This is a genomic window from Pseudomonas reactans, assembly GCF_013385825.1.
Taxonomy (GTDB): Bacteria; Pseudomonadota; Gammaproteobacteria; order Pseudomonadales; family Pseudomonadaceae; genus Aquipseudomonas; species Aquipseudomonas reactans.
In genome coordinates this window covers 218,807-238,290 of the sequence record NZ_JACAPG010000002.1, presented here as the reverse complement: position 1 = coordinate 238,290, position 19,484 = coordinate 218,807, and the positions used below count along the sequence as shown (strand labels likewise).

At 60.5% G+C, this 19,484-nt stretch carries 18 protein-coding genes; 14 read left to right on the top strand and 4 right to left on the bottom strand.

The features are described 5' to 3' along the window. The first annotated feature begins 166 nt into the window (after nucleotides 1–166). The 8 genes from HX868_RS01115 (at nucleotide 167) to HX868_RS01080 (ending at nucleotide 8,726) form a co-directional block, all read left to right on the top strand. Nucleotides 167–523 (top strand): YceK/YidQ family lipoprotein, encoded by a 357-nt coding sequence (locus HX868_RS01115; protein WP_177001619.1) that lies wholly within the window; start codon nucleotides 167–169, stop codon nucleotides 521–523. Nucleotides 524–665: 142 nt separating this feature from the next. Further along, nucleotides 666–2,423: a carbamoyltransferase family protein gene (locus HX868_RS01110; protein WP_095014437.1), complete on the top strand. Its 1,758-nt coding sequence runs from the start codon at nucleotides 666–668 to the stop codon at nucleotides 2,421–2,423. Continuing rightward, nucleotides 2,407–3,537, top strand: a complete 1,131-nt coding sequence (locus HX868_RS01105) for a glycosyltransferase (protein ID WP_177001618.1) — start codon at nucleotides 2,407–2,409, stop codon at nucleotides 3,535–3,537. The genes HX868_RS01110 and HX868_RS01105 overlap by 17 nt, the downstream gene beginning before the upstream one ends. Next, complete coding sequence (locus HX868_RS01100; protein ID WP_016975601.1) at nucleotides 3,537–4,433, top strand: GNAT family N-acetyltransferase; 897 nt, start codon at nucleotides 3,537–3,539, stop codon at nucleotides 4,431–4,433. Before HX868_RS01105 ends, HX868_RS01100 begins: the two co-directional genes overlap by 1 nt. Continuing rightward, nucleotides 4,430–5,815: a PIG-L deacetylase family protein gene (locus tag HX868_RS01095; protein ID WP_177001617.1), complete on the top strand. Its 1,386-nt coding sequence runs from the start codon at nucleotides 4,430–4,432 to the stop codon at nucleotides 5,813–5,815. Before HX868_RS01100 ends, HX868_RS01095 begins: the two co-directional genes overlap by 4 nt. Further along, nucleotides 5,815–6,771: a glycosyltransferase family protein gene (locus HX868_RS01090; RefSeq protein ID WP_177001616.1), complete on the top strand. Its 957-nt coding sequence runs from the start codon at nucleotides 5,815–5,817 to the stop codon at nucleotides 6,769–6,771. Before HX868_RS01095 ends, HX868_RS01090 begins: the two co-directional genes overlap by 1 nt. Before the next feature lie 51 nt (nucleotides 6,772–6,822). After that, nucleotides 6,823–7,584 carry a glycosyltransferase family 2 protein gene (locus HX868_RS01085; RefSeq protein ID WP_177001615.1) on the top strand — a complete coding sequence of 254 codons (762 nt, stop codon included), beginning with the start codon at nucleotides 6,823–6,825 and terminating at the stop codon, nucleotides 7,582–7,584. Nucleotides 7,585–7,640: 56 nt separating this feature from the next. Further along, the gene (locus tag HX868_RS01080; RefSeq protein ID WP_177001614.1) at nucleotides 7,641–8,726 is read left to right on the top strand and encodes a glycosyltransferase; all 1,086 of its coding nucleotides are present in this window, start codon (nucleotides 7,641–7,643) and stop codon (nucleotides 8,724–8,726) included. Here HX868_RS01080 and HX868_RS01075 read toward each other — a convergent pair. Further along, entirely contained in the window at nucleotides 8,715–9,281 is a 567-nt protein-coding gene (locus HX868_RS01075; RefSeq protein WP_177001613.1) for a BUD32 family EKC/KEOPS complex subunit, read from the bottom strand. The two genes, HX868_RS01080 and HX868_RS01075, sit on opposite strands and share 12 nt — an antisense overlap. A 148-nt stretch (nucleotides 9,282–9,429) precedes the next feature. On the opposite strand from HX868_RS01075, the gene HX868_RS01070 reads away from it, so the two are divergent. From HX868_RS01070 to HX868_RS01045, 6 genes are all read left to right on the top strand, one after another. Beyond that, nucleotides 9,430–10,608: an O-antigen ligase family protein gene (locus HX868_RS01070; protein ID WP_177001612.1), complete on the top strand. Its 1,179-nt coding sequence runs from the start codon at nucleotides 9,430–9,432 to the stop codon at nucleotides 10,606–10,608. Between the two features lie 9 nt (nucleotides 10,609–10,617). Then, nucleotides 10,618–12,426, top strand: a complete 1,809-nt coding sequence (msbA, locus tag HX868_RS01065) for a lipid A export permease/ATP-binding protein MsbA (RefSeq protein ID WP_177001611.1) — start codon at nucleotides 10,618–10,620, stop codon at nucleotides 12,424–12,426. A 152-nt stretch (nucleotides 12,427–12,578) separates the two neighbouring features. Further along, nucleotides 12,579–13,283: a sulfotransferase family 2 domain-containing protein gene (locus tag HX868_RS01060; protein ID WP_177001610.1), complete on the top strand. Its 705-nt coding sequence runs from the start codon at nucleotides 12,579–12,581 to the stop codon at nucleotides 13,281–13,283. Further along, the gene (gene cysC / locus HX868_RS01055) at nucleotides 13,276–13,884 is read left to right on the top strand and encodes an adenylyl-sulfate kinase (RefSeq protein ID WP_177001609.1); all 609 of its coding nucleotides are present in this window, start codon (nucleotides 13,276–13,278) and stop codon (nucleotides 13,882–13,884) included. The genes HX868_RS01060 and cysC overlap by 8 nt, the downstream gene beginning before the upstream one ends. 103 nt (nucleotides 13,885–13,987) lie before the next feature. After that, the gene (gene hldE / locus HX868_RS01050; protein ID WP_016975611.1) at nucleotides 13,988–15,412 is read left to right on the top strand and encodes a bifunctional D-glycero-beta-D-manno-heptose-7-phosphate kinase/D-glycero-beta-D-manno-heptose 1-phosphate adenylyltransferase HldE; all 1,425 of its coding nucleotides are present in this window, start codon (nucleotides 13,988–13,990) and stop codon (nucleotides 15,410–15,412) included. Next, nucleotides 15,405–16,331, top strand: coding sequence for an NAD-dependent epimerase/dehydratase family protein (locus tag HX868_RS01045; protein WP_177001608.1), 927 nt, complete (start codon nucleotides 15,405–15,407; stop codon nucleotides 16,329–16,331). Before hldE ends, HX868_RS01045 begins: the two co-directional genes overlap by 8 nt. Nucleotides 16,332–16,433: 102 nt before the next feature. Here the strand turns inward: HX868_RS01045 and HX868_RS01040 are convergent, their stop codons facing one another. The 3 genes from HX868_RS01040 to HX868_RS01030 are packed head-to-tail and all read right to left on the bottom strand — an operon-like array spanning nucleotide 16,434 to nucleotide 19,419. Beyond that, a complete protein-coding gene (locus HX868_RS01040; protein ID WP_095014451.1) occupies nucleotides 16,434–17,393 on the bottom strand; it encodes a metal ABC transporter ATPase in 960 nt (319 codons plus the stop codon). A 41-nt stretch (nucleotides 17,394–17,434) separates the two neighbouring features. Continuing rightward, nucleotides 17,435–18,247, bottom strand: coding sequence for an aldo/keto reductase (locus tag HX868_RS01035; protein ID WP_177001607.1), 813 nt, complete (start codon nucleotides 18,245–18,247; stop codon nucleotides 17,435–17,437). Continuing rightward, nucleotides 18,244–19,419 carry an NAD(P)/FAD-dependent oxidoreductase gene (locus HX868_RS01030; protein WP_177001606.1) on the bottom strand — a complete coding sequence of 392 codons (1,176 nt, stop codon included), beginning with the start codon at nucleotides 19,417–19,419 and terminating at the stop codon, nucleotides 18,244–18,246. The genes HX868_RS01035 and HX868_RS01030 overlap by 4 nt, the downstream gene beginning before the upstream one ends. Nucleotides 19,420–19,484: the final 65 nt, after the last annotated feature.

The following is a 19,484-nucleotide window of genomic DNA, read 5'->3' as shown; positions in this document are numbered from 1 at the left end:
GTAAACGCGCAAAGGGGCGCGAGTTTAGTGACTTGGGCGATTTTTATCATTTAGGAATCGTCTTACGCTGCCAATCGGTACTGTCACACTGGGTCATCAGCCTTTGTGATGTTAGCGTGGCAGGCCTTGGCAATGACAATGGCTGATGGATCAAACGGAGGGGGTCATGAGGATTGGGTCGAAAGTCGTGTGGCTTGCGCTGTGTTTCTTGCTCGCCGGTTGCGGAACCATCAATACGGTCTTCCGTCCCGACGCCGTCGCCAGTCAGAACCTCAAAGACTCGCGAAGCCACTGCGAGAACGTTCCGCGCATCTACAGCGGGGTGATCTATGGTTTTTGCACGCTCAATGGCGAACCTGCGCCCGACAAGAGTTTGAAAGGCGTGAACCTGATGGACCATGGTGGGAGCATGCTACCCATTGTCGCGGTCGAGTTTGTCGCCTCCGGCGTGCTCGACACCCTGGTGCTGCCCTACACCATTTATCGTCAAAGCCGGGACGGCAGCATCGAGATCTTCCGCTGATCCCTCTTGCCACTTGCTGCTAACAGCTCCCCTCTGCTTTTAAGCTATAATCCCGCCCTTTAGCTGTTTCCCGCCCGAGCGGGAAGCACACTTTTTTCAGGCGCACCCCGCCTGCATGCAGACTAAAAGAGGCTAGACCCCTGTGGCATTGACGATTCTTGGCCTGTCCGGCGCCCTTAGCCATGATCCTTCCGCAGCCTTGTACATCGACGGCAAGCTGATCGCGGCCGCCGAAGAAGAGCGCTTCGTACGCGACAAACATGCAAAGAACCGCATGCCCTACGAATCGGCGAAGTTCTGCCTGGAGCAGGCCGGCATCAAGCCTTCCGACGTTGACGTGGTGGCGATTCCGTTCGCCCCGATCAGCCTGTTCGGCGAGGCGCGCTGGCACTACGCCAAGCGTTACTGGTACGCCCCGGACCGCGCCCTTGACGCAATCCTGATGGGCAACCGTCGCTACAAGCGCTATCGCAACAAGATCGTCTGGTGCCTGGAGCAACTGGGCTTCGACCCGAAGAAAATCAAGATCGAACCGGTTGAGCACCACCTGGCCCACGCGTCCAGCGCTTACCACTGCTCCGGCTTCCAGGAGAAAACCGCGATCCTCGGCATCGACGGTAAGGGTGAGTACGCCACCACGTTCTTCGGCTACGGTGAAAACGGCAAGATCCACAAGATCAAGGAATTCTTTGACCCGGACTCCCTCGGCGGCCTGTACGGCGCAATCACCGAGTTCCTCGGTTTCGAGATGCTCGACGGTGAGTTCAAGGTCATGGGCATGGCGCCGTATGGCGATGCCAGCAAATACGACTTTTCGCGCCTGGCCTCCTTTGAAAATGGCGAGTTGGTGATCAACACTGAATACGCCAACGTCATCGGCCTGCGTCGCTATAAAGAGAAAGGCAAGGGCTTCTACTTCTCGCCAAAACTGATCGAGTGGCTGGGTCCGAAGCGCGAAGGCGATATCGCCGACGAACCGTACATCCACTACGCCGCCAGCATGCAAGCGCTGTTCGAGAAGCTGGCGCTGCAGATGATCGACCACTACCTGGGCGACATCCTGAAAGACACCGGCAAGCTGGCCTTCGCCGGCGGCTGCGCGCTGAACGTCAAGCTGAACCAGAAGATCATTGCCCGCGACGACGTGAAGGAGCTGTTCGTTCAGCCAGCGTCCGGTGATGCCGGCACGGCTGTCGGCGCGGCAGCTTATGTGTCCCACGCCCGTGGTGTACCGGTCGAGAAGATGGAACACGTCTACCTCGGCCCGTCCTACAGCAACGAAGACGTGATTGCGGCGTGCGCCAAGCACGAAAGCAAGCCCGTGTGGCGCAAGATCGACAACATGCCGCAACGCATTGCCAAGATCATGGTCGACGGCAACCCGGTGGCCTGGTTCCAGGGCCGCATGGAGTTTGGCCCGCGAGCCCTCGGCGGTCGTTCGATCATCGGTTGCCCAAGCGCCACCGGCGTAGCTGACCGCATCAACCACCAGATCAAGTTCCGCGAGCGCTGGAGGCCTTTCTGCCCGTCGATGCTCGACACCGTGGCTCCGCAGATGATCAAGGTCGACCACCCGGCGCCGTTCATGACCTTCACCTTTGAAGTGGCTGAAGAGTGGAAGACCCGCGTGCCGGAAGTGGTCCATGAAGATGGCACCTCCCGCGCCCAGGTGCTCAAGCGCGAATACAACCCGCGCTACTACGACATGATGAAAGAGCTGGAAGTGCTGACCGGCAACGGCGTGTCGCTGAACACCTCGCTCAACCGTCGTGGCGAAGCGATGATCTGCTCGCCGAAAGACGCGCTGGACATGTTCTTCGGCTCCGACCTGCAATACCTGATCATGGAAGACATCCTGGTCGTCAAAGACGGCGTGGACCCCTATGACACGGTCGGCTGAACGCCACGTCCTGCAGTTCTGCCACGGCTATGACGGGCCGTTCCTTGATTGTGCCCGTCAGTACGCCAGCCTGTTCGCGGGCAAAGGCTACAAGGTGACCACGGTGTTTCTCACCGGGGTCGCCGACCCTGAGGTCGCGGCCGGTTGCGCCTCCGATGAAGTGTTGTTCATGGAGTTCAGTTCCAAGGCCATTCGTGGCCTCAAGCTGGGCGCCATCGCCGAGATGCGCAAGATTGCCGCCTCGCGCAATTTCAGTTTCTGCATCGCGCACCGCGCCAAGCCGATCTACGTCGCCTTGCTCGCCACGCGCTTGCAGGTCATTGGCGTGCACCATGCCTTTGGTGATTACCAGCGCCGTGGCCGCCGCCTGTTTGCGTCGATTTTCCGCAAGCGCTTGAGCTTGCTGGGTGTGTCCGACGCCGTGCGCGATGACATCCGCCGCTGCCTGCCGAACTGGCCGGCGGCGCGTATACAGACCTTGTACAACCGCATCGACGTGGAAGCCCTGCAAGCCCAACAGGTTTCCAAGGATGACGCGCGGGATGCCCTAGGGTTGTCGCCGGATGAATGGGTGGTCGGCAACGTCGGCCGCCTGCACCCGGACAAGGATCAGGCCACGCTGCTCAAGGGCTTTGCCCTGGCACTGGGACGGTTGCCGACTGAAAGCCGGTTGGCGATTCTCGGTACCGGTCGCCTGGAGCAGGACCTCAAGGAACTGGCCCGCGAACTGGGGATTGCCGACAAGGTGCTGTTCCTCGGCCAGGTGCCGGATGCGCGCCGCTATTTCCGCGCGTTTGATGTGTTTGCGCTGAGTTCCGACCACGAACCCTTCGGCATGGTACTGCTGGAAGCCATGGCTGCTGGTGTACCGCTGCTGGCTACCGCGTGTGGTGGTGCGCGGGAAGTGGTCGAAGGTGTTGGCATCCTGTTTCCTTTCGGTGACGCCGAGCACCTGGCCCAAGGGCTGGGGCACCTGGCCGCGATGGATCAACAGCAACAACGCCAGTGCGCCGAGATGATGCTGGAGCGCCTGCACGCACGGTTCTCGGACCAGGCGGTGCGCGACACTTTCTGGCAACTGCCACACGTTATTGAACTGACCGCGAGGGCTTGATGCTCAATCGATTCCAAGGCTGGCGCGAGCGTGGCTGGTCCGTCGTCGATGCACCGGCCTACAGCGAGGCCTGGCAGCGTTTTGGCGGTAGCGTCGCGACGCACCCGCAGGTCATCGAGCGCCTGGCCGGCTTGGCACAGATTCCAGTGCGTTACCTGGCCTGGGAGCAGGCCGGTGAACTCAAGGCGTGCATTGCCACGTGGGGGCGCGACCTGGCGCTGTCCAAGGACGTGCTCAAGCGCAGCGGCAAGAAAGGCTTGTTCGACCTGGGCAACGCCGAAGTGATCCTGCCGGCCGCCGCCGATGCGCAGGCGCCTTTGAGGCAGCGTGCACGCTACCTGTCGACGTTGAACGAAGGCCGCTTTATCGGCCTCAAGCCCCAGGCCGAGCAGTTGGCCATGGCACGCACGCCGGAAGAACTGTCGAAGAAGTTTCGCTACAACCAGCGCCGCGAACTGCGTTTGCTGGAGGAGGCGGGCGGCGTAGTGCGGCCTGTCGGTGAGTTTTCCAGCGGTGAGCTGGCGGCCATCTACTGTGACCTGTTCCTGCGCCGCTGGGGTTTCACCGCCACGGGCGCCGAGCGCCTGGCCGAAGTGATCGAGCTGATGCGTGAGTGGTTGATCGGCTCAGTGATCTTTCTGAATGACGCGCCCATCGCGATTCAGTTGGTGTACCGCGTCGAGTCGCCGGAATGGATCAGCGTGGAGTACGTCAACGGCGGGGTCGATCCTGAAACTCGTGCCTTCAGCCCTGGCAGCGTTTTGAGCTTTCTCAATACCCAAAGTGCCTGGGAGCAGGCGCGCGAAGTTGGCAAGCCGTTGCGCTTCTCCTTTGGCCGGGCCGACCGCGAGTACAAGGACCGTTGGTGCAACCCTGTGCAGGTATTCAGCGTATGAGTCGTAAGCAGCAATTGCTCAAGCGCCACCGGCGTAACAAGCGCACGGCGCTGATGATGGGTGTGTTGTTGCTGATGTTGGTCGGCATCCTGGTGGCCTGGTGGCTACCCTTGCTGTTGGCGGTGGTGGCCTGGGTTGCTCATGAAGCGTGGTTTGCCGACCATCTGTTCTATGCCCCCAACGAAGATTACCAATACCGTTTTGCGGCGGATGCCGAGCTGCCGGGCGTGCGCCTGGAAAATGGGCGCTTGCTACTGGAGCAGTCGGTAGACGCGCAGGCCACACTGGTGCTGGGGATCAAGGTCAAAAGCACGTGGCTGGGGCGCTTTTTTGACCCAAGCGTCGAGCTGGCGGGCGACCGGCAAACCTTTGAGCGTGGCGTCAACGGCATGCGTTACCTGAATCTCAGTGGTTTGGCGCTGAGCGAGTTGCAGTTGCGCGGTCGGCATTGCCGATTGATCGGCACGCCCCGCCTGTGGGCTTGGACCCACCCGGATTACCGCGCGCAGCGTGTAATGGTGATCGCGCCCCATGCCGACGATGCCGAATTGGCGGCCTTTGGTCTGTACAGCCAGGCTGAAAAGCCCTGGATTGTCACCCTGACCGCAGGCGAAATCGAAGCCGAGCATTATCAGCAGATGGGCCTGGACGCGGTTGAAGCCGCGCGTATCAAAGGCCGCCTGCGCGCCTGGGACAGCATCGCTGTGCCGCTGTGGGCCGGTGTGCCACAGGCGCACTGTGTACAACTGGGGTACTTCTGCCTGCAATTGCAGGCGATGCAAGCCGCGCCGGACCTGCCGTTTGCCTCCCGTGAAGCGCAGATGACAGACATTCGCCCCTTCCGCCAATTCAATCCGTTCCCATTGGCGGCGGACAGCGACGGCTTGCCCACCTGGAACAACCTGTTGGCCGACTTGCGCCAGGTGTTGTTGATGGCGCGCCCGGAAGTGATTGTGTTGCCGCATCCGGTATTGGACCCGCATCCAGACCACATCTGCGCGCAGCACGCTGTTCTGGAAGCCTTGCAAGGCCTTGAGTGGCAGCCGACGGTAATACTGGGCTACGCCAACCATTTGCACGACAACGACCGCTGGCCCATGGGCGACGCGGGCGCCGGCATTGCGTTGCCGCCGCTGTTCGACGCGACTGAGGAGCTGCTGCCCTGCAGCCTGCCACTGACGTTGGCGCAGCAGCGTGACAAGGCCATGGCGCTGGGCATGATGCATGACTTGCAACCGGCACCGCCCTTCAAGCGCCGTGTCCGGCGTTGGTTACAGCGACTATTGGCGGGGCGAGCGCAGTCGCCGTATGGTGAGAACGAATTTTTCCGCAAGGCCGTACGACGGCATGAGTTGTTCTGGCGTTTGGGAAAGGATAAGTAATGAAAGTCTTGTTTCTGGTGCAGAAAGAGCAGCGCGCCATCCTGGATCGTTTGTACGAAGGCGTGGCCGAGCACTGCGAATGTGATATTCGCTGGTTGAGCAGCGATGAGCAGCGCAACCTGCGTGGTTACTTCCGGCGTGAGGTCGACGTGACCCGTTACGACCGTATCGTGTTCTTCCTGCGCTTCAAGCAGGAAATCCGCCAAGTCGGGTTTATCCGTACCCTCCCGAACCTGGTGATCCTCGAACACGACGCCTACCAGAACTACATTCCCTGCAAATACACCGGAAAATTCAGCGCCCATTACCGTCGTTTGCCGTGGGCGCGGGTGATCAGCTCCGGCTTTATGGTGACCGAGCGGCTGCGCGCCGAGGGCTTTGACGCGGAGTTCGTGCCAAAGGGCTATGATCAGGCGCTGTTGCAGCCGCAGGAGCGTGTGCGGGATATCGAGCTGGCGTTCGTCGGCAGTACCAACAGCGTGGCCTACAGTGGTCGCAAGGCCCTGCTCGATGAGCTGGCACAGGTTGAGCCTTTGGTGGTCACGCGCACCAAGTCCGGTGAGGAATACTGCGCGACCCTCAACCGGATCCGTTTTTTCGTCAGTGCCGATGTGGGCATGGGCGAGTACATGATCAAGAATTTTGAAGCCATGGCCTGCGGTTGCGTGTTGTTGGCGTTTGATCAGGGCGCTGAGGAAAATGCTGCCCTGGGGTTCGAGGAGATGGTCAATGTGGTGTTCTACAAGGACATCCCGCAGTTGCAGGAAAAGCTGACCATTTTACGGTCCAATCCGCAATTGGCGGCCGACATTGCGCGTAATGGGCAGGACCTGGTGGTCAACCAGTTCAGTTTTGCCCGTATCGGTCAGCGGATTGTTGAAGTGCTCAAGCCCCCCCTTCGGCCCCGTGCTCCATTGAGTGTGCTGGAAAGATTGCGTCTGAAACTGGGCGTTTGATATCGGCCAGGTGGCCGCAAATGATGGCTATGTGATATTATCGAGGCTTGAATGCACTTCTCCGATCAAAGCGACATAACGCTCGTAGTGACCAGTTGCGGTCGCTTCGATTTGTTGAAGCGCACGCTCGAGAGCTTCGATCAGTTCAATACGGCAGCGATACGCGAAGTCGTTATTACCGAAGATTCCGGTGATGACGCCGTACGCCTTGCGGTCCCAGGGCACTGGCACAGTCATTGCACTTTCTTGATCAACCGGCCGAAGCTTGGGCAGTTGGCTTCCATCGACTTGGCCTACGAGTCGGTCAAGACCCCCTACATATTCCATTGCGAGGATGATTGGGCGTTTTATCGACCCGGCTTTGTCGAGGATTCCAAGGTGATACTGGAACATCGGCCGGATATTTTGCAGGTGTGGTTGCGTAACTACGTTTACGACTTGCAAGTGCACAGCCCCTATATTCACCTGGGGCCACGTGAAGTGATTGGCGCAGTACCTTGTTATCCCCTGCTGTCCGACAAACCTGAATGGCAGGGGTTTTCGTTGAACCCAGGGTTGCGGCGCATCAAGGAGTATCACTTGTGCGCACCCTATGCGGGGTTCGAGGGTGAGAAGGGATTATCGAAGCGTTACGCGCAACTGAACCTGGAGGCAGTGACTCTGGAGGGCGATGCGGTTTTGCATACCGGTTTCGGTTTGCATGTGGCGACGGCAGAAGAGCGCTTGACCAAGGCACGGCGCAAGCGACGCGAGCGGATCAAACTGGCAGCTATGCTGGTACTGGGTGTCAGTATCGGCTGGTTGATCCATTAAGTGCAGCCAAGTACAGGCGACAAGCCATCACCACGCCGCAAAAGGTCATTTTTTCGATGAGTATCCTCAACATCATGTGGGCCGGTGGTTCTGCATTCGCTTCGGTGCAAAAGGTTCATCAACAGATACTTTCCCACGCTGTATGCCGTGGACCGGTCAATACCTGGTTGCTTCAAGGTCGTTCGCAAGAAGCTGAGCCGGCATTGGAGTGGAACCTTTCCTCTGCCCGTCTCAAAGGCCGGTATCTATGGAAGTTGCTGATGCCCTTGATGCGTGCGCGCTTCCGCAAGGCATTGCCTGACGATGTAGAGATTGTGCTGCTTGATGGGGTGGGCGTGGCCCGGGTGATCTTACCGGTGCTCAAGCGTTTACCGCGCGTACGCGCCGTCGTGATATTTCATGGCGTCACCCGCATGCGCCGGACGGACCAGAAACTGTTTGAACAATTTCCGGCAGCGCAGCTGACCGTGGCGGCCGTCTCGCAAACGCTCGCTCACTCGATCGAGCGTGTTCTGCAACGACCCGTGACGGTGTTGCGCAGCGCGTTCGATCCCGTGGCTTTTCGCGCTGCCACGCTTTCTCGGGAGCAGGCGCGCACTCGTCTTGGCCTTCCGTTGGATGGCTCGCCCGTGCTGGGTGCGGTAGGTCGATTGGTCGACGGCAAAGGATTCAGCTGTTTGCTGGAGGCGTTTGCCGGCGTGTCAGTGCATCAACCTGATGCGCGGCTGGTGATTATCGGCGAGGGCGCGGCGAGGGATACCCTGGAGGCACGTATCGAGCAGCTCGGCTTGCAGGGCAAGGTTTTTCTGCCGGGTCATTTGCCGGACGCGGCGACGCTGTACCGGGCCTTTGACTGGGTGGCGATTCCGTCGACGCAAGAGGGCTTGGGGTTGATCCTGCAAGAGGCAGTAATGGCCGGCGTGCCCGTACTGACCAGCGAATTGGCTGTGTTTCGCGAGCAACTGGCGGAAGCCGGCTGGTACGCCCCTTCAGATAATGCACAGGCCTGGAGCCGCTTGATGGAACGCGCCTTCGCGACTTCGTCCCAGGACGTGCTCGACGCTCAGTCGCGGGTATTGGCACCGGAGCAAGCCTGGAAGGATTTCAGTGAAACCTCCCAGCGCCTGTTTTCATGCCGCTAGCAGGGCTTGTTCCAGTGCGCGCATTGGAAAGCGTTCGTTCAGCTTCTCGCGCGCAATATAGCGTGCGAAATGCTGCAAGTTGCGCCGCGCGAGTTCCGGGTTAAGCGGTGCGCGTAAAAAGCGCATGTCCGCGACGTCGATCAGACCCATTTCGTTATCAGGTGTGACAACGATATTGCCCAGATGCAGGGAGCGGAAGTAGATTCCTGCACCATGCAAGCGACGGATAAGTGCCACCAACGGGTCGAGGTTCGATTGCCAATCAAAGCCCTCCTTGTTGGAAATCTGGCGCAGCGTTTCACCCGGCAACGGGCGATACAACACTGCAGTCATGCCAGGTGCGGCCAGTTGAAAGAATGCAAGTACGGTCAAGGTGGGGATGCCACGTTGTTGCAACTGCGCCACATTGTCGATGAAACGCTTGGAGTAAGGACGAAACAGCGCCGACGAGAACAGGCGCTTGCGGCGAAACAGTTTGAGGATATTCCCGTCAGCCAGCAGGTAGACTTTGGGGCCGTAACTGTCCTTTTCCAGGATGCGGGCGCCTTCAATCATTGCGTTTAAGTCGGCTTGGGGAAGCCTTGAACATTGCATCGTCGGAAAGCCTTGTAGGAGTCGCGGGCACAGTGATCGGTAATAATGCCGAAAGTTTTGGGTTTTAACCATGCCGCGTTGGCGGGATGGACGTATTCAGGAGCGGTTGATGCAAGCAAGTCGTTGGGCACAGGTATGGATGATTTTCGGGTTACTGTGGTTTCTGGTGGCGATTGCCTTCGCGCCAACCAACAAGATCTATCAACAAGGGTTGACGCTGTTTCTCTGGCTGCCGGCCATGGTGTTTGCCTGGTCGGCGCGTGAGCGGCTCAAAGAGGTGTGGCGCTCACAACGCTGGATCTGCCTGATGATTCTGTTGATGGCGATCTGGGGTGGGATCAGCTTGCTGTGGACCAATGTTGAGGACCCTTCCCGAGAAGCCAAGCGTCTGCTCTACGTCGGCGTCTTCCTGCTGTTTTTTCCGGTACTTGCCGACGGCAGGACCGACCGGATCATTCGCGTGCTGCAGTGGGGTGGCTACGGTCTGGCCCTGTCATCGCTGATTGCAATCATCAAGTTCTATGGTATCGAGCACCGTGAATGGTCCGATCGCCTCGCGGGGTTGGGGCAACTGTCCCATCCGATTCTTGGCGCGTATGTGATCGGTGTGGCTGCGGTCTGGATGCTGCACTGGCCGCCTCGCGGGCGATGGATGCAAGTGGCTTGGGCCGTTGCGATCGGCTTGCTTGGGCTCTTCGTCGTGTTGAGCCAAAGCCGTGGTGCCGCGGTTGCGTTGTTGCTGAGCGTGGTGGCGATGCCACTCTGGTGCCGCGATCGACGCACGGTGGTAACGGCCGCCGGTGCGATTGCGGCAGCAGTGGCTGTGTTCATCGCCATGGAGTCCTTGATGCTGGCCCGTGGTGTCTCCTACCGGCCACAGATCTTCATGGAAGCCTTGCGCATGATCGCCGAACGCCCGTGGACAGGCCTGGGGCTCGGTGGTGACTACAAGGTCTTTACCGACGGCCAGTACTTTGACCACTCCCACAACCTCTTCACCCACGTGACCATTGAGCTGGGTCTACCCGGCCTGCTGCTGTGGTGCGCCGTGTGGCTCGGCGTGTTGTGGCAAGCCTGGAAGGCGCGTAGTACCGACCTGGGCAAGGGTATTCTTGGTATATGGATGTTTTCGTTCCTGGCAATGCAGTTCGACGCTGCCAGCCTCACAGGCACCCCTCGGGCCGAATGGTTCATCACTTGGCTGCCGATCGCCCTGGCCAGTGTCTTGGTCTGGGCTCGGGCCAATCCCGATGCATGTGATAAAGTTCGCGTCCTACCCAATCAGTGAGCTCGACACATGAGTGACGCACCGCCCAAAGCGGACCAGGAATCCAGCCTGAAAATCTATTTCAGGCTGCTGGGCTATGTGAAACCGTACATCGGCATGTTCATGCTGAGTATCGTGGGCTTCGTGATCTTTGCTTCCACCCAGCCGATGCTGGCCGGGATCCTCAAGTACTTCGTGGATGGCTTGAGCAATCCCGACGTGGTGTTCCTGCCCAAGATCCCGTTGTTCAAGGACCTGAAGCTGTTGATGGCCGTGCCGCTGCTGATCATCCTGATCGCCGCGTGGCAAGGCCTCGGCTCGTTCCTGGGCAACTACTACCTGGCCAAGGTCTCCCTGGGCCTGGTGCATGACCTGCGGGTCCAGCTCTTCAACAAGCTGCTGGTATTGCCCAACCGTTATTTCGACACGCACAACTCCGGGCACCTGATTTCCCGCATCACCTTCAACGTGACCATGGTGACCGGTGCCGCCACGGATGCGATCAAGGTCGTGATCCGTGAAGGCCTGACGGTGGTGTTCCTGTTCGGCTACCTGCTGTGGATGAACTGGAAACTGACCCTGGTCATGCTGGCGATCCTGCCGCTGATCGCAATCATGGTGGGCAGCACCAGCAAGAAATTCCGCAAGCAGAGCAAGAAGATCCAAGTGGCGATGGGCGACGTCACTCACGTGGCCTCGGAGACCATCCAGGGCTACCGCGTAGTGCGCAGCTTCGGCGGCGAAAGCTACGAAGAGCGCCGTTTTGCTGCCGCCAGCCAGGGCAACACCGACAAACAGCTACGCATGAACAAGACCGGCGCGGTCTACACGCCGATGCTGCAACTGGTGATCTATACCGCCATGGCGGCACTGATGTTCCTGGTTTTGCTGCTGCGCGGCGACGCCACGGCGGGTGACCTGGTGGCCTATATCACCGCAGCAGGCTTGCTGCCCAAGCCGATCCGGCAACTGTCGGAAGTCAGCTCGACCATCCAGAAAGGCGTCGCCGGTGCCGAAAGCATCTTCGAACAGCTGGATGAAGAGCCGGAAGTCGACAGCGGCACCGTGGAGCGTGATCGCGTCAGCGGTCGCCTCGACGTGCGCAACCTGAGCTTCACCTACCCAGGTGCCGATCGCGAAGTACTCAAGAACATCAGCTTCACCGCTGAGCCTGGGCAGATGATTGCCCTGGTCGGGCGCTCAGGCAGTGGCAAGTCCACGCTGGCCAGCCTGATCCCGCGTTTCTACCACCACGAAACCGGGGAAATCCTGCTGGACGAGGTGGAGATCGAAGATTACCGCCTGCGCAACCTGCGCCGGCACGTGGCCCAGGTGACCCAGCACGTCACGTTGTTCAACGACACGGTGGCCAACAACATCGCCTACGGTGACCTGGCGGATGCACCGCGTGAAGACATCGAGAAAGCCGCCACCGACGCCTATGCCATGGACTTCATCGCCGAGCTGCCAAAAGGTCTGGACACCGAAGTCGGCGAAAACGGTGTGCTGCTCTCCGGTGGTCAGCGCCAGCGTTTGGCTATCGCCCGGGCACTGCTGAAAAATGCACCGCTGCTGATCCTGGATGAGGCGACATCTGCGCTGGATACCGAGTCCGAGCGCCACATTCAGGCCGCTTTGGACAAGGTCATGAAGGGCCGTACCACCCTGGTGATCGCGCACCGACTGTCCACCATCGAGAAAGCCGACATGATTCTGGTGATGGACCACGGTGAAATTGTCGAGCGCGGTACACATGTGGAACTGCTGGCCATGGGCGGCTATTACTCGCGCCTGCATGCCATGGGGCTGGATGAGCCGGTAACGGCCAACATCACCTGATATACCGGGGCGCGCAATGCGCCCCGGTGTTTGTATCAAGCCCCTTACAGGCTTGACCAAAGCCAAATAATTCGCTGCCTATCGTTTGATATGTTGGCCTTCTCGATTCGATTGACGAACGAGAGGGCTAACCTTCTTGTGTGGGTAACGGAATGTTGCAGCGTCTGTTCTGGAAATTGCTTCCCAAGCCCCAACGGGTGTTTCTGCTAGGACGTTTGTCGGTGGTGGATCGCCAGGCGGTGAACAAATCCCTGTCAGGGGTGACCAGGCTTCCGCCTGCTTTCGAACGTCACAACTGCGTGTTTATCCATGTGCCCAAGTGTGCCGGCAGCAGTGTCTGCTCGGCGCTGCTTGACGGGCGCTGGCCGGGGCATCTGCCGTATTACTGGTACCAGCAGCAATTCCCCGAGCACTGCGAGCGCAGTTTCAAGTTTGCCTTCGTGCGCGATCCGTTGGAGCGCGCCTATTCGGCCTACACCTACTTGCGCAGCAATCATATGGGCACCCGTGATTTGCACGCCCAGGCACTGGTGTGCAGCTACCGCGACTTTGATCATTTCGTCGGTAACTGGCTGCACCCGGACAACCTGCACCGCCAACTGCACTTCGCGCCCCAGACCGATTTCCTGGTCGATCACATGGGCCGGATGGCCATGGACTTTCTTGGGCGCCAGGAGTCCCTGGAGCAAGACTTCCAGCAGTTGTGTGAGCGCCTCGGTATGAGCGCTGCCCTGCCACGCCTGAATGTTTCACTGGGTCGACGCAGTGAGCCGGTCAAGGAGTTCTGCACCTTGCGTACGCGCCGCCTGGTCCGGCGTGCCTATCAACGTGATTACGAGGTCTTGGGGTATGAATAGTCAGTCGCTGTCTCAGGGTTTTGCTTCTATCCGCCCCTTCGCCTTGTCGCTGTCGGTGGCCGCACGGGCCGCGCTCAAGCACCAACAGCCTTGTTGCCTGTGGCTGACGGGGTTGTCCGGGTCCGGTAAGTCGACCCTGGCCAATGCACTGGAAGTGCAGCTCAACGAACAGGGCCGGCATACCTTCGTGCTCGACGGCGATAACGTGCGCACCGGGTTGTGCAGTGACCTGGGCATGAGCGATGCGGCACGCAAGGAAAACATCCGGCGTATTGGCGAAGTCGCGCGGCTGATGCTGGACGCGGGATTGATCGTGATCGTTTCGGCGATTTCTCCGTTCAGCGCAGATCGTGCGACCGCCAAGGCACTGTTCGGGCCGGGACAGTTCTTCGAGGTCTACATCAGCACGCCCATTGATGTGTGCGCACGGCGTGATCCCAAGGGTTTGTACCGCGCGGCGCAGGAAGGGCGCATCAAGGCTTTCACCGGCCTGGACAGCCCTTATGAGGCGCCGGTCCATGCCGACTGCGAAATCAACACCGATGAGGTCGAACTGGCCGACGCGGTGGATCACATTTTGGCCGTGCTGTTCAAAAAATGATCAGATTTATCCTGTGATGCATCCCGGTTAACGCTCTCGAACTAGGCGGCGCTCACCCTGTGCTAATATCGCGCCCCTGTTCATTTTGTATGTGGGATGCTCCATGAAGTTGTCCATGCCGCGATTCGATCAAGCCCCTGTCTTGGTGGTCGGCGATGTCATGCTCGACCGTTACTGGCATGGCGGTACCTCACGGATTTCCCCTGAGGCGCCGGTACCGGTAGTCAAGGTCGAGCAAATCGAAGACCGTCCAGGCGGCGCTGCCAACGTTGCCCTCAATATTGCCGCCCTCGGCGCCCCGGCCTCCCTGGTCGGCGTGACCGGCGACGACGAAGCCGCCGACAGCCTGGCCAACAGCCTGCGCGGTGCTGGCGTGCGCGCGCTGTTCCAGCGTATTGCCCACCAGCCGACCATCGTCAAGCTGCGGGTCATGAGCCGGCACCAGCAACTGCTGCGTATCGATTTCGAAGAACCCTTCAGCACCGACGCCCTCGCCCTCAGTAGCCAGGTCGACCAGTTGCTCGAAGGCATCAAGGTGCTGGTGTTGTCCGACTACGGCAAAGGCGCCTTGAAGAATCACCAGGAACTGATCCAGGCCGCCAAGGCCAAGGGCATTCCGGTATTGGCCGATCCCAAGGGCAAGGACTTCTCGATTTATCGCGGAGCCAGCCTGATCACGCCGAATCTCAGCGAATTCGAAGCCATCGTCGGCGGTTGCACCGATGAGCACGACTTGGTGACCAAGGGCGCGGCGCTGATGGCCGACCTCGACCTGGGCGCCTTGCTGGTGACCCGTGGCGAGCACGGCATGACCTTGCTGCGTCCTGGCCACCCGGCGATGCACCTGCCGGCACGTGCCCGTGAAGTGTTCGACGTTACCGGCGCCGGTGACACCGTGATCTCTACCCTGGCCGCCTCGATTGCGGCGGGCGAAGAGCTTCCCCACGCGGTGGCCCTGGCCAACCTGGCGGCGGGCATTGTGGTGGGCAAATTGGGTACGGCTGCCATCAGCGCGCCTGAATTGCGTCGTGCGATCCAGCGCTCCGAAGGTTCGGAACGCGGTGTGCTGACCATCGAGCAACTGCTGCTGGCGATTGACGATGCCCGTGCCCATGGCGAAAGCATTGTGTTCACCAATGGCTGCTTCGACATCCTGCACGCGGGTCATGTGACTTACCTGGAGCAAGCGAGCGCCCAAGGCGATCGCCTGATCGTGGCGGTCAACGATGACGCCTCGGTGAGTCGCCTGAAAGGCCCTGGCCGTCCGATCAACAGCGTCGACCGCCGCATGGCGGTGCTGGCTGGCCTGGGAGCGGTGGACTGGGTGATCAGCTTTCCTGAAGCGACCCCGGAAAACCTGCTGGCCCAGGTCAAGCCGGACGTGTTGGTCAAGGGTGGCGACTACTCCGTCGACCAGGTCGTAGGGGCGGATATCGTCAGTGCCTACGGCGGCAAGGTCAAAGTATTGGGTCTGGTCGAGAACAGCTCGACCACGGCTATTGTCGAGAAAATCCGCAACAATGAGTAAGTGGGTGCTTATCACCGGTGGTGCGGGTTTTATCGGCTCGCACCTGGTCGATGCGTTGCTTGCCAAAGGCTACGGCGTGCGGGTGCTGGATAACCTGTCCACCGGCAAGGGCAGCAATTTGCCGCAGGGCAACCCGCGGGTCGAACTGCTGGAAGGTGATGTGGCCGACGCCGATTTAGTGGCTCGTGCCACTGTCGGAGCAACGGCGGTGGTGCACCTGGCCGCAGTGGCCTCGGTGCAGGCCTCGGTGGATGATCCGGTCAGCACGCACCAGAGCAACTTCGTCGGCACCTTGAATGTCTGCGAAGCCATGCGCAAGGCCGGCGTGAAGCGCGTGGTGTATGCCTCCAGCGCGGCGGTCTACGGCAACAATGGCGAAGGCGCATCGATTGACGAAGACACCACCAAGGCGCCGTTGACGCCCTATGCGTCTGACAAGCTGGCGGGTGAGTATTACTTCGACTTCTACCGTCGCCAGCATGGCCTGGAGCCGGTGATCTTTCGCTTCTTCAATATCTTCGGGCCACGCCAGGACCCATCCTCGCCGTACTCCGGCGTGATCAGTATCTTCAGCGAACGCGCGCAGCAGGGCGTGCCGATTGCCGTGTTTGGCGATGGCGAGCAAACCCGGGACTTCATGTACGTGGAAGATCTGGTGGACGTGTTGGTGCAGGCGATTGAAGCGCCGAACGCGCCGTTGGGCGCGATTAACGTGGGCTGGAACCGCACGACCACCCTCAAGCAGGTGTTGCAGGCGCTGGAAGAGATTGTCGGCAAGTTGCCGGCGGTGACTTACGGGCCGGCGCGTTCTGGGGATATTCGCCACTCGCGGGCGAACAATCAGCGGTTGTTGGCGAGCTTCACACTGCCTGAGCCCACCCCGTTGAAGGTTGGCCTCGCACGCCTGCTCAACATCTGACCCTTGTAGGAGCCGGCTTGCCGGCGATGAGGCCCTGAGGATCACCTCAACCTTCAGGCCGCTATCGCCGGCAAGCCGGCTCCTACAGGTTGGTTTTTGCAATCATTGGCTGGCTTTTTTCTTCGGCACAATCTTGCGCAGTACCCGCTGTGCCAGGCGCTTCAATTTCGACTCTTTCTCCGGCTCCGCCAAGCCCTGCTGGCGTAGCCAATCCTTCCAGCGAATCCGTTCCTCGCGCACCAGCCAGCCTTCCTGCTGGGCGAAGCTTTCCGCCAGGTACAAGCCGCGAGTACTCGCCGGGTACAGCTGGTCTTTCTTAACGGTGTACAACTCGGCCAGGGGCTGGCCGTCTTTGAGCGGCATCAGGTACAGGTCAGGACGCTGGCGGTCCAGGCGTGCCACCAGTTGATCACCTTCCAGGCGCTCGTCCACATGGAACAGGCTCAGGGACTTGGCTTCCTTGGGCACTTCCAGGCGCAGGTCATAGATCAGTTGCAGGGAGGCGGTGGGCAGGTGCACATAAGCGCGCGGGCGCTCGATCAATTGGGTGGTGGCGCAACGTACCGGGCGCGCGGCACCGGACAGCGGGCTGAGGCGAAAGGGCAGGGCTTCACGGTAATGCAGCGCGGCGGAATAAGGCGCCGGTAGCCAGGTGTCATTGAAGCGTCCGCCCAGCCAGCCTTCCGGCGTCTCCAGCAGGCACTCTTCGGCGATTTCCTGGATGGCGGTGTGCAGCGGCAGGTTCAGTTCATGGGCTGGGACGTAGCCTGAGATCAGCTTGAGCACCACATCGCCACGGTCCTGGCGGCGTTGACGTACCAGCACCCAGTAATCGCGGTTCTGCCAATGCAGGGTCAGGCGCACCGATACGCCGAGGTTGGCCAGTTCCAGGGCGAAACGCTCGGGGTCAGCGACCTCCACCGGTTTGCGCCGTTGCAGGGTCTGGGCAAAATTGAGCGGCATGCCGACGCTCTGGTAACTCAGGCCTTCGGGGGTGGCTTCGACGTGCAGCGGCAGTGTCTTGAAGTTGCTGGGGTTTTTTCTTATGAGCGTTCGCGGCATGTCGGCTCCTTCTTGCGACGGGGTCGGCCGCGTGGGCGGCATCAGAGTTGACGAATGACCTGGGCAGCGGTCGCCACGTTATGGGCCAGGTGCAGCGGATTAATGGTCCCGACAATAGCACTGGCGACGCCCGTTTGCGCAAACAACAGCATGAAACTCGCACGAATTGGATCCACTCCAGGTTCCAGGCAAACGTGGCCGCTGGCCAGGGCCTTTTTCACCAGGATGCCCTTGCCGTGGGCCGCCGCATAATCAATGACGGCTTTCTCGGCCTGTTCGTTCAAATTGTAGGTGACCATGGCGCAATCGCCCTGTTCCAGAGCCTTCACGCCGCCTTCGACGGTTTTACCGGAGAAGCCGAAACCGTGGATTTTGCCCTCTTTTTTTAGCTCCGCCAGGGCCTGGTAGACTTCGCAGTCGTTGAGGATTTCCAGGTCATTGCCGTTGGAGTGCACCAGCACCAGGTCGATAAAATCGGTTTCAAGTCGTTTCAAGCTGCGCTCGATCGACATCCGAGTGTGAGCCGCGCTGAAGTCGTGGCTGGACTGGCCATTCTCGAATTCTTCACCGACTTTGCTGACGATCACCCAGTCCTTGCGCTGACCGCGCAACAGCGGCCCCAGGCGTTCCTCACTCATGCCATAGGCCGGCGCGGTGTCGATCAGGTTGATGCCCAGTTCGCGGGCCTGACGCAACAGCATGCGGGCCTCTTCGTCACCGGGAATCTGGAAACCGCTGGGGTATTTTACCCCTTGGTCGCGGCCCAGCTTGACGGTGCCCAAACCTAGTGGCGAGACCATCAGGCCAGTGCTGCCCAAGGGGCGATGCAGGTCATGCAGAGTGGGCAGGCTCATGGCAACAGTTGCTCCCAGGCAGGTACGCCGATGGCGGGTTTTGGCAGGTCGGGCAGGGGCTGGCTGGCGCTTGGGCGGATGCCGTCACGTTCCAGGCTGTTGATCACTCGATCGGCGAAGTCCGGCGCCAGGGCCAGTTTGGTCGGCCAGCCCACCAACAGGCGGCCTTCTTCGGCGATGAAGGCGTTGTCGGGACGGGTGAGGCCCGATTGCAGTGGCTCGGCACGGTCGACGCGCAGGGTGGCCCACTGGGTTTGGCTCATGTCGATCCACGGCAACAGCTGAGCAAGCTCTTTCTGTGCGGTGGCGATCTGTTCTTCCGGCGTGCGCGCCACGCCATCCGCTTCGGCAATGTCGCCGCCCATGTACCACACCCAGTTGCCATCGGCGGCCGGGTGGGTGGTGACGGTGATGCGCGGCTTGGTGCCGCCGCCCAGGCAGTGGGCATACAACGGCTTCAGGCCAGGGCCTTTGGCGATGATCATGTGCAAGGGGCGCTTTTGCATCGCTGGCTGGCTCAGCCCCAGCGCGGTCAGCAGGTCCGCCGTGCCCGCGCCGGCACTCAACACGATGCGCTGGGCGCGGATCTCGCGACCGTCTACGTTCAAACCGACGAGTGTGTTGCCTTCCAGCAAGGGCTCGATGTGCTGCCCGGCGAGCAAACCATCACCGGCCAGTTGGGCCAGGCGTTCGATCAGGCTCGGTACGTCGATAACCAGCTCGGCCAGGCGATAGACCTTGCCCTTGAAGCGACGGTCTTGCAGGGCGGGCGGCAGGTCGTCGCCCTTGACCTGATCGACACGGCCGCGCACGGCCTTGCTGGCGAAGAAGCTGGTGAGGTTGCCGGCAATCGTGCCGGGCGACCACAGGTAATGGGCTTCGGACAGCAGGCGCACGCCGGTCAGGTCCAGCTCACCGTTGCCCGCCAGCGCTTCACGCCAGCGGCGCGGCATGTCGGCAATGGCTTCGGAGGCGCCGGTGAGGGCGCCGTGCAGGGCGTATTTGGCACCGCCGTGAATGATCCCTTGGGACTTCACACTTTGCCCGCCGCCCAAGGTGGCGTTTTCCACCAACACCGTGGAAAACCCCTGGCGGCGCAGGCGCGCATTCAGCCAGAGGCCGGCAACCCCGGCGCCGACAATCAGAACGTCGGTGGAAATAACGGATGGCATGGGCGACCTCAGTGTTCAAGACAAGAGGCGCAGTATACAGGGATCACTATTTGTAGGAGCCCGGC

What these genes read in the sequence shown, in the direction of transcription:
- HX868_RS01080 (WP_177001614.1), top strand. Translation starts at nt 7,641, where the DNA reads ATGAGTATCCTCAACATCATGTGGGCCGGTGGTTCTGCATTCGCTTCG.
- HX868_RS01105 (WP_177001618.1), top strand. Translation starts at nt 2,407, where the DNA reads ATGACACGGTCGGCTGAACGCCACGTCCTGCAGTTCTGCCACGGCTAT.
- HX868_RS01070 (WP_177001612.1), top strand. Translation starts at nt 9,430, where the DNA reads ATGCAAGCAAGTCGTTGGGCACAGGTATGGATGATTTTCGGGTTACTG.
- msbA (WP_177001611.1), top strand. Translation starts at nt 10,618, where the DNA reads ATGAGTGACGCACCGCCCAAAGCGGACCAGGAATCCAGCCTGAAAATC.
- hldE (WP_016975611.1), top strand. Translation starts at nt 13,988, where the DNA reads ATGAAGTTGTCCATGCCGCGATTCGATCAAGCCCCTGTCTTGGTGGTC.
- HX868_RS01040 (WP_095014451.1), bottom strand. Translation starts at nt 17,393, where the DNA reads ATGCCGCGAACGCTCATAAGAAAAAACCCCAGCAACTTCAAGACACTG.
- HX868_RS01035 (WP_177001607.1), bottom strand. Translation starts at nt 18,247, where the DNA reads ATGAGCCTGCCCACTCTGCATGACCTGCATCGCCCCTTGGGCAGCACT.
- cysC (WP_177001609.1), top strand. Translation starts at nt 13,276, where the DNA reads ATGAATAGTCAGTCGCTGTCTCAGGGTTTTGCTTCTATCCGCCCCTTC.
- HX868_RS01075 (WP_177001613.1), bottom strand. Translation starts at nt 9,281, where the DNA reads ATGATTGAAGGCGCCCGCATCCTGGAAAAGGACAGTTACGGCCCCAAA.
- HX868_RS01030 (WP_177001606.1), bottom strand. Translation starts at nt 19,419, where the DNA reads ATGCCATCCGTTATTTCCACCGACGTTCTGATTGTCGGCGCCGGGGTT.
- HX868_RS01085 (WP_177001615.1), top strand. Translation starts at nt 6,823, where the DNA reads ATGCACTTCTCCGATCAAAGCGACATAACGCTCGTAGTGACCAGTTGC.
- HX868_RS01090 (WP_177001616.1), top strand. Translation starts at nt 5,815, where the DNA reads ATGAAAGTCTTGTTTCTGGTGCAGAAAGAGCAGCGCGCCATCCTGGAT.
- HX868_RS01060 (WP_177001610.1), top strand. Translation starts at nt 12,579, where the DNA reads ATGTTGCAGCGTCTGTTCTGGAAATTGCTTCCCAAGCCCCAACGGGTG.
- HX868_RS01115 (WP_177001619.1), top strand. Translation starts at nt 167, where the DNA reads ATGAGGATTGGGTCGAAAGTCGTGTGGCTTGCGCTGTGTTTCTTGCTC.
- HX868_RS01045 (WP_177001608.1), top strand. Translation starts at nt 15,405, where the DNA reads ATGAGTAAGTGGGTGCTTATCACCGGTGGTGCGGGTTTTATCGGCTCG.
- HX868_RS01095 (WP_177001617.1), top strand. Translation starts at nt 4,430, where the DNA reads ATGAGTCGTAAGCAGCAATTGCTCAAGCGCCACCGGCGTAACAAGCGC.
- HX868_RS01100 (WP_016975601.1), top strand. Translation starts at nt 3,537, where the DNA reads ATGCTCAATCGATTCCAAGGCTGGCGCGAGCGTGGCTGGTCCGTCGTC.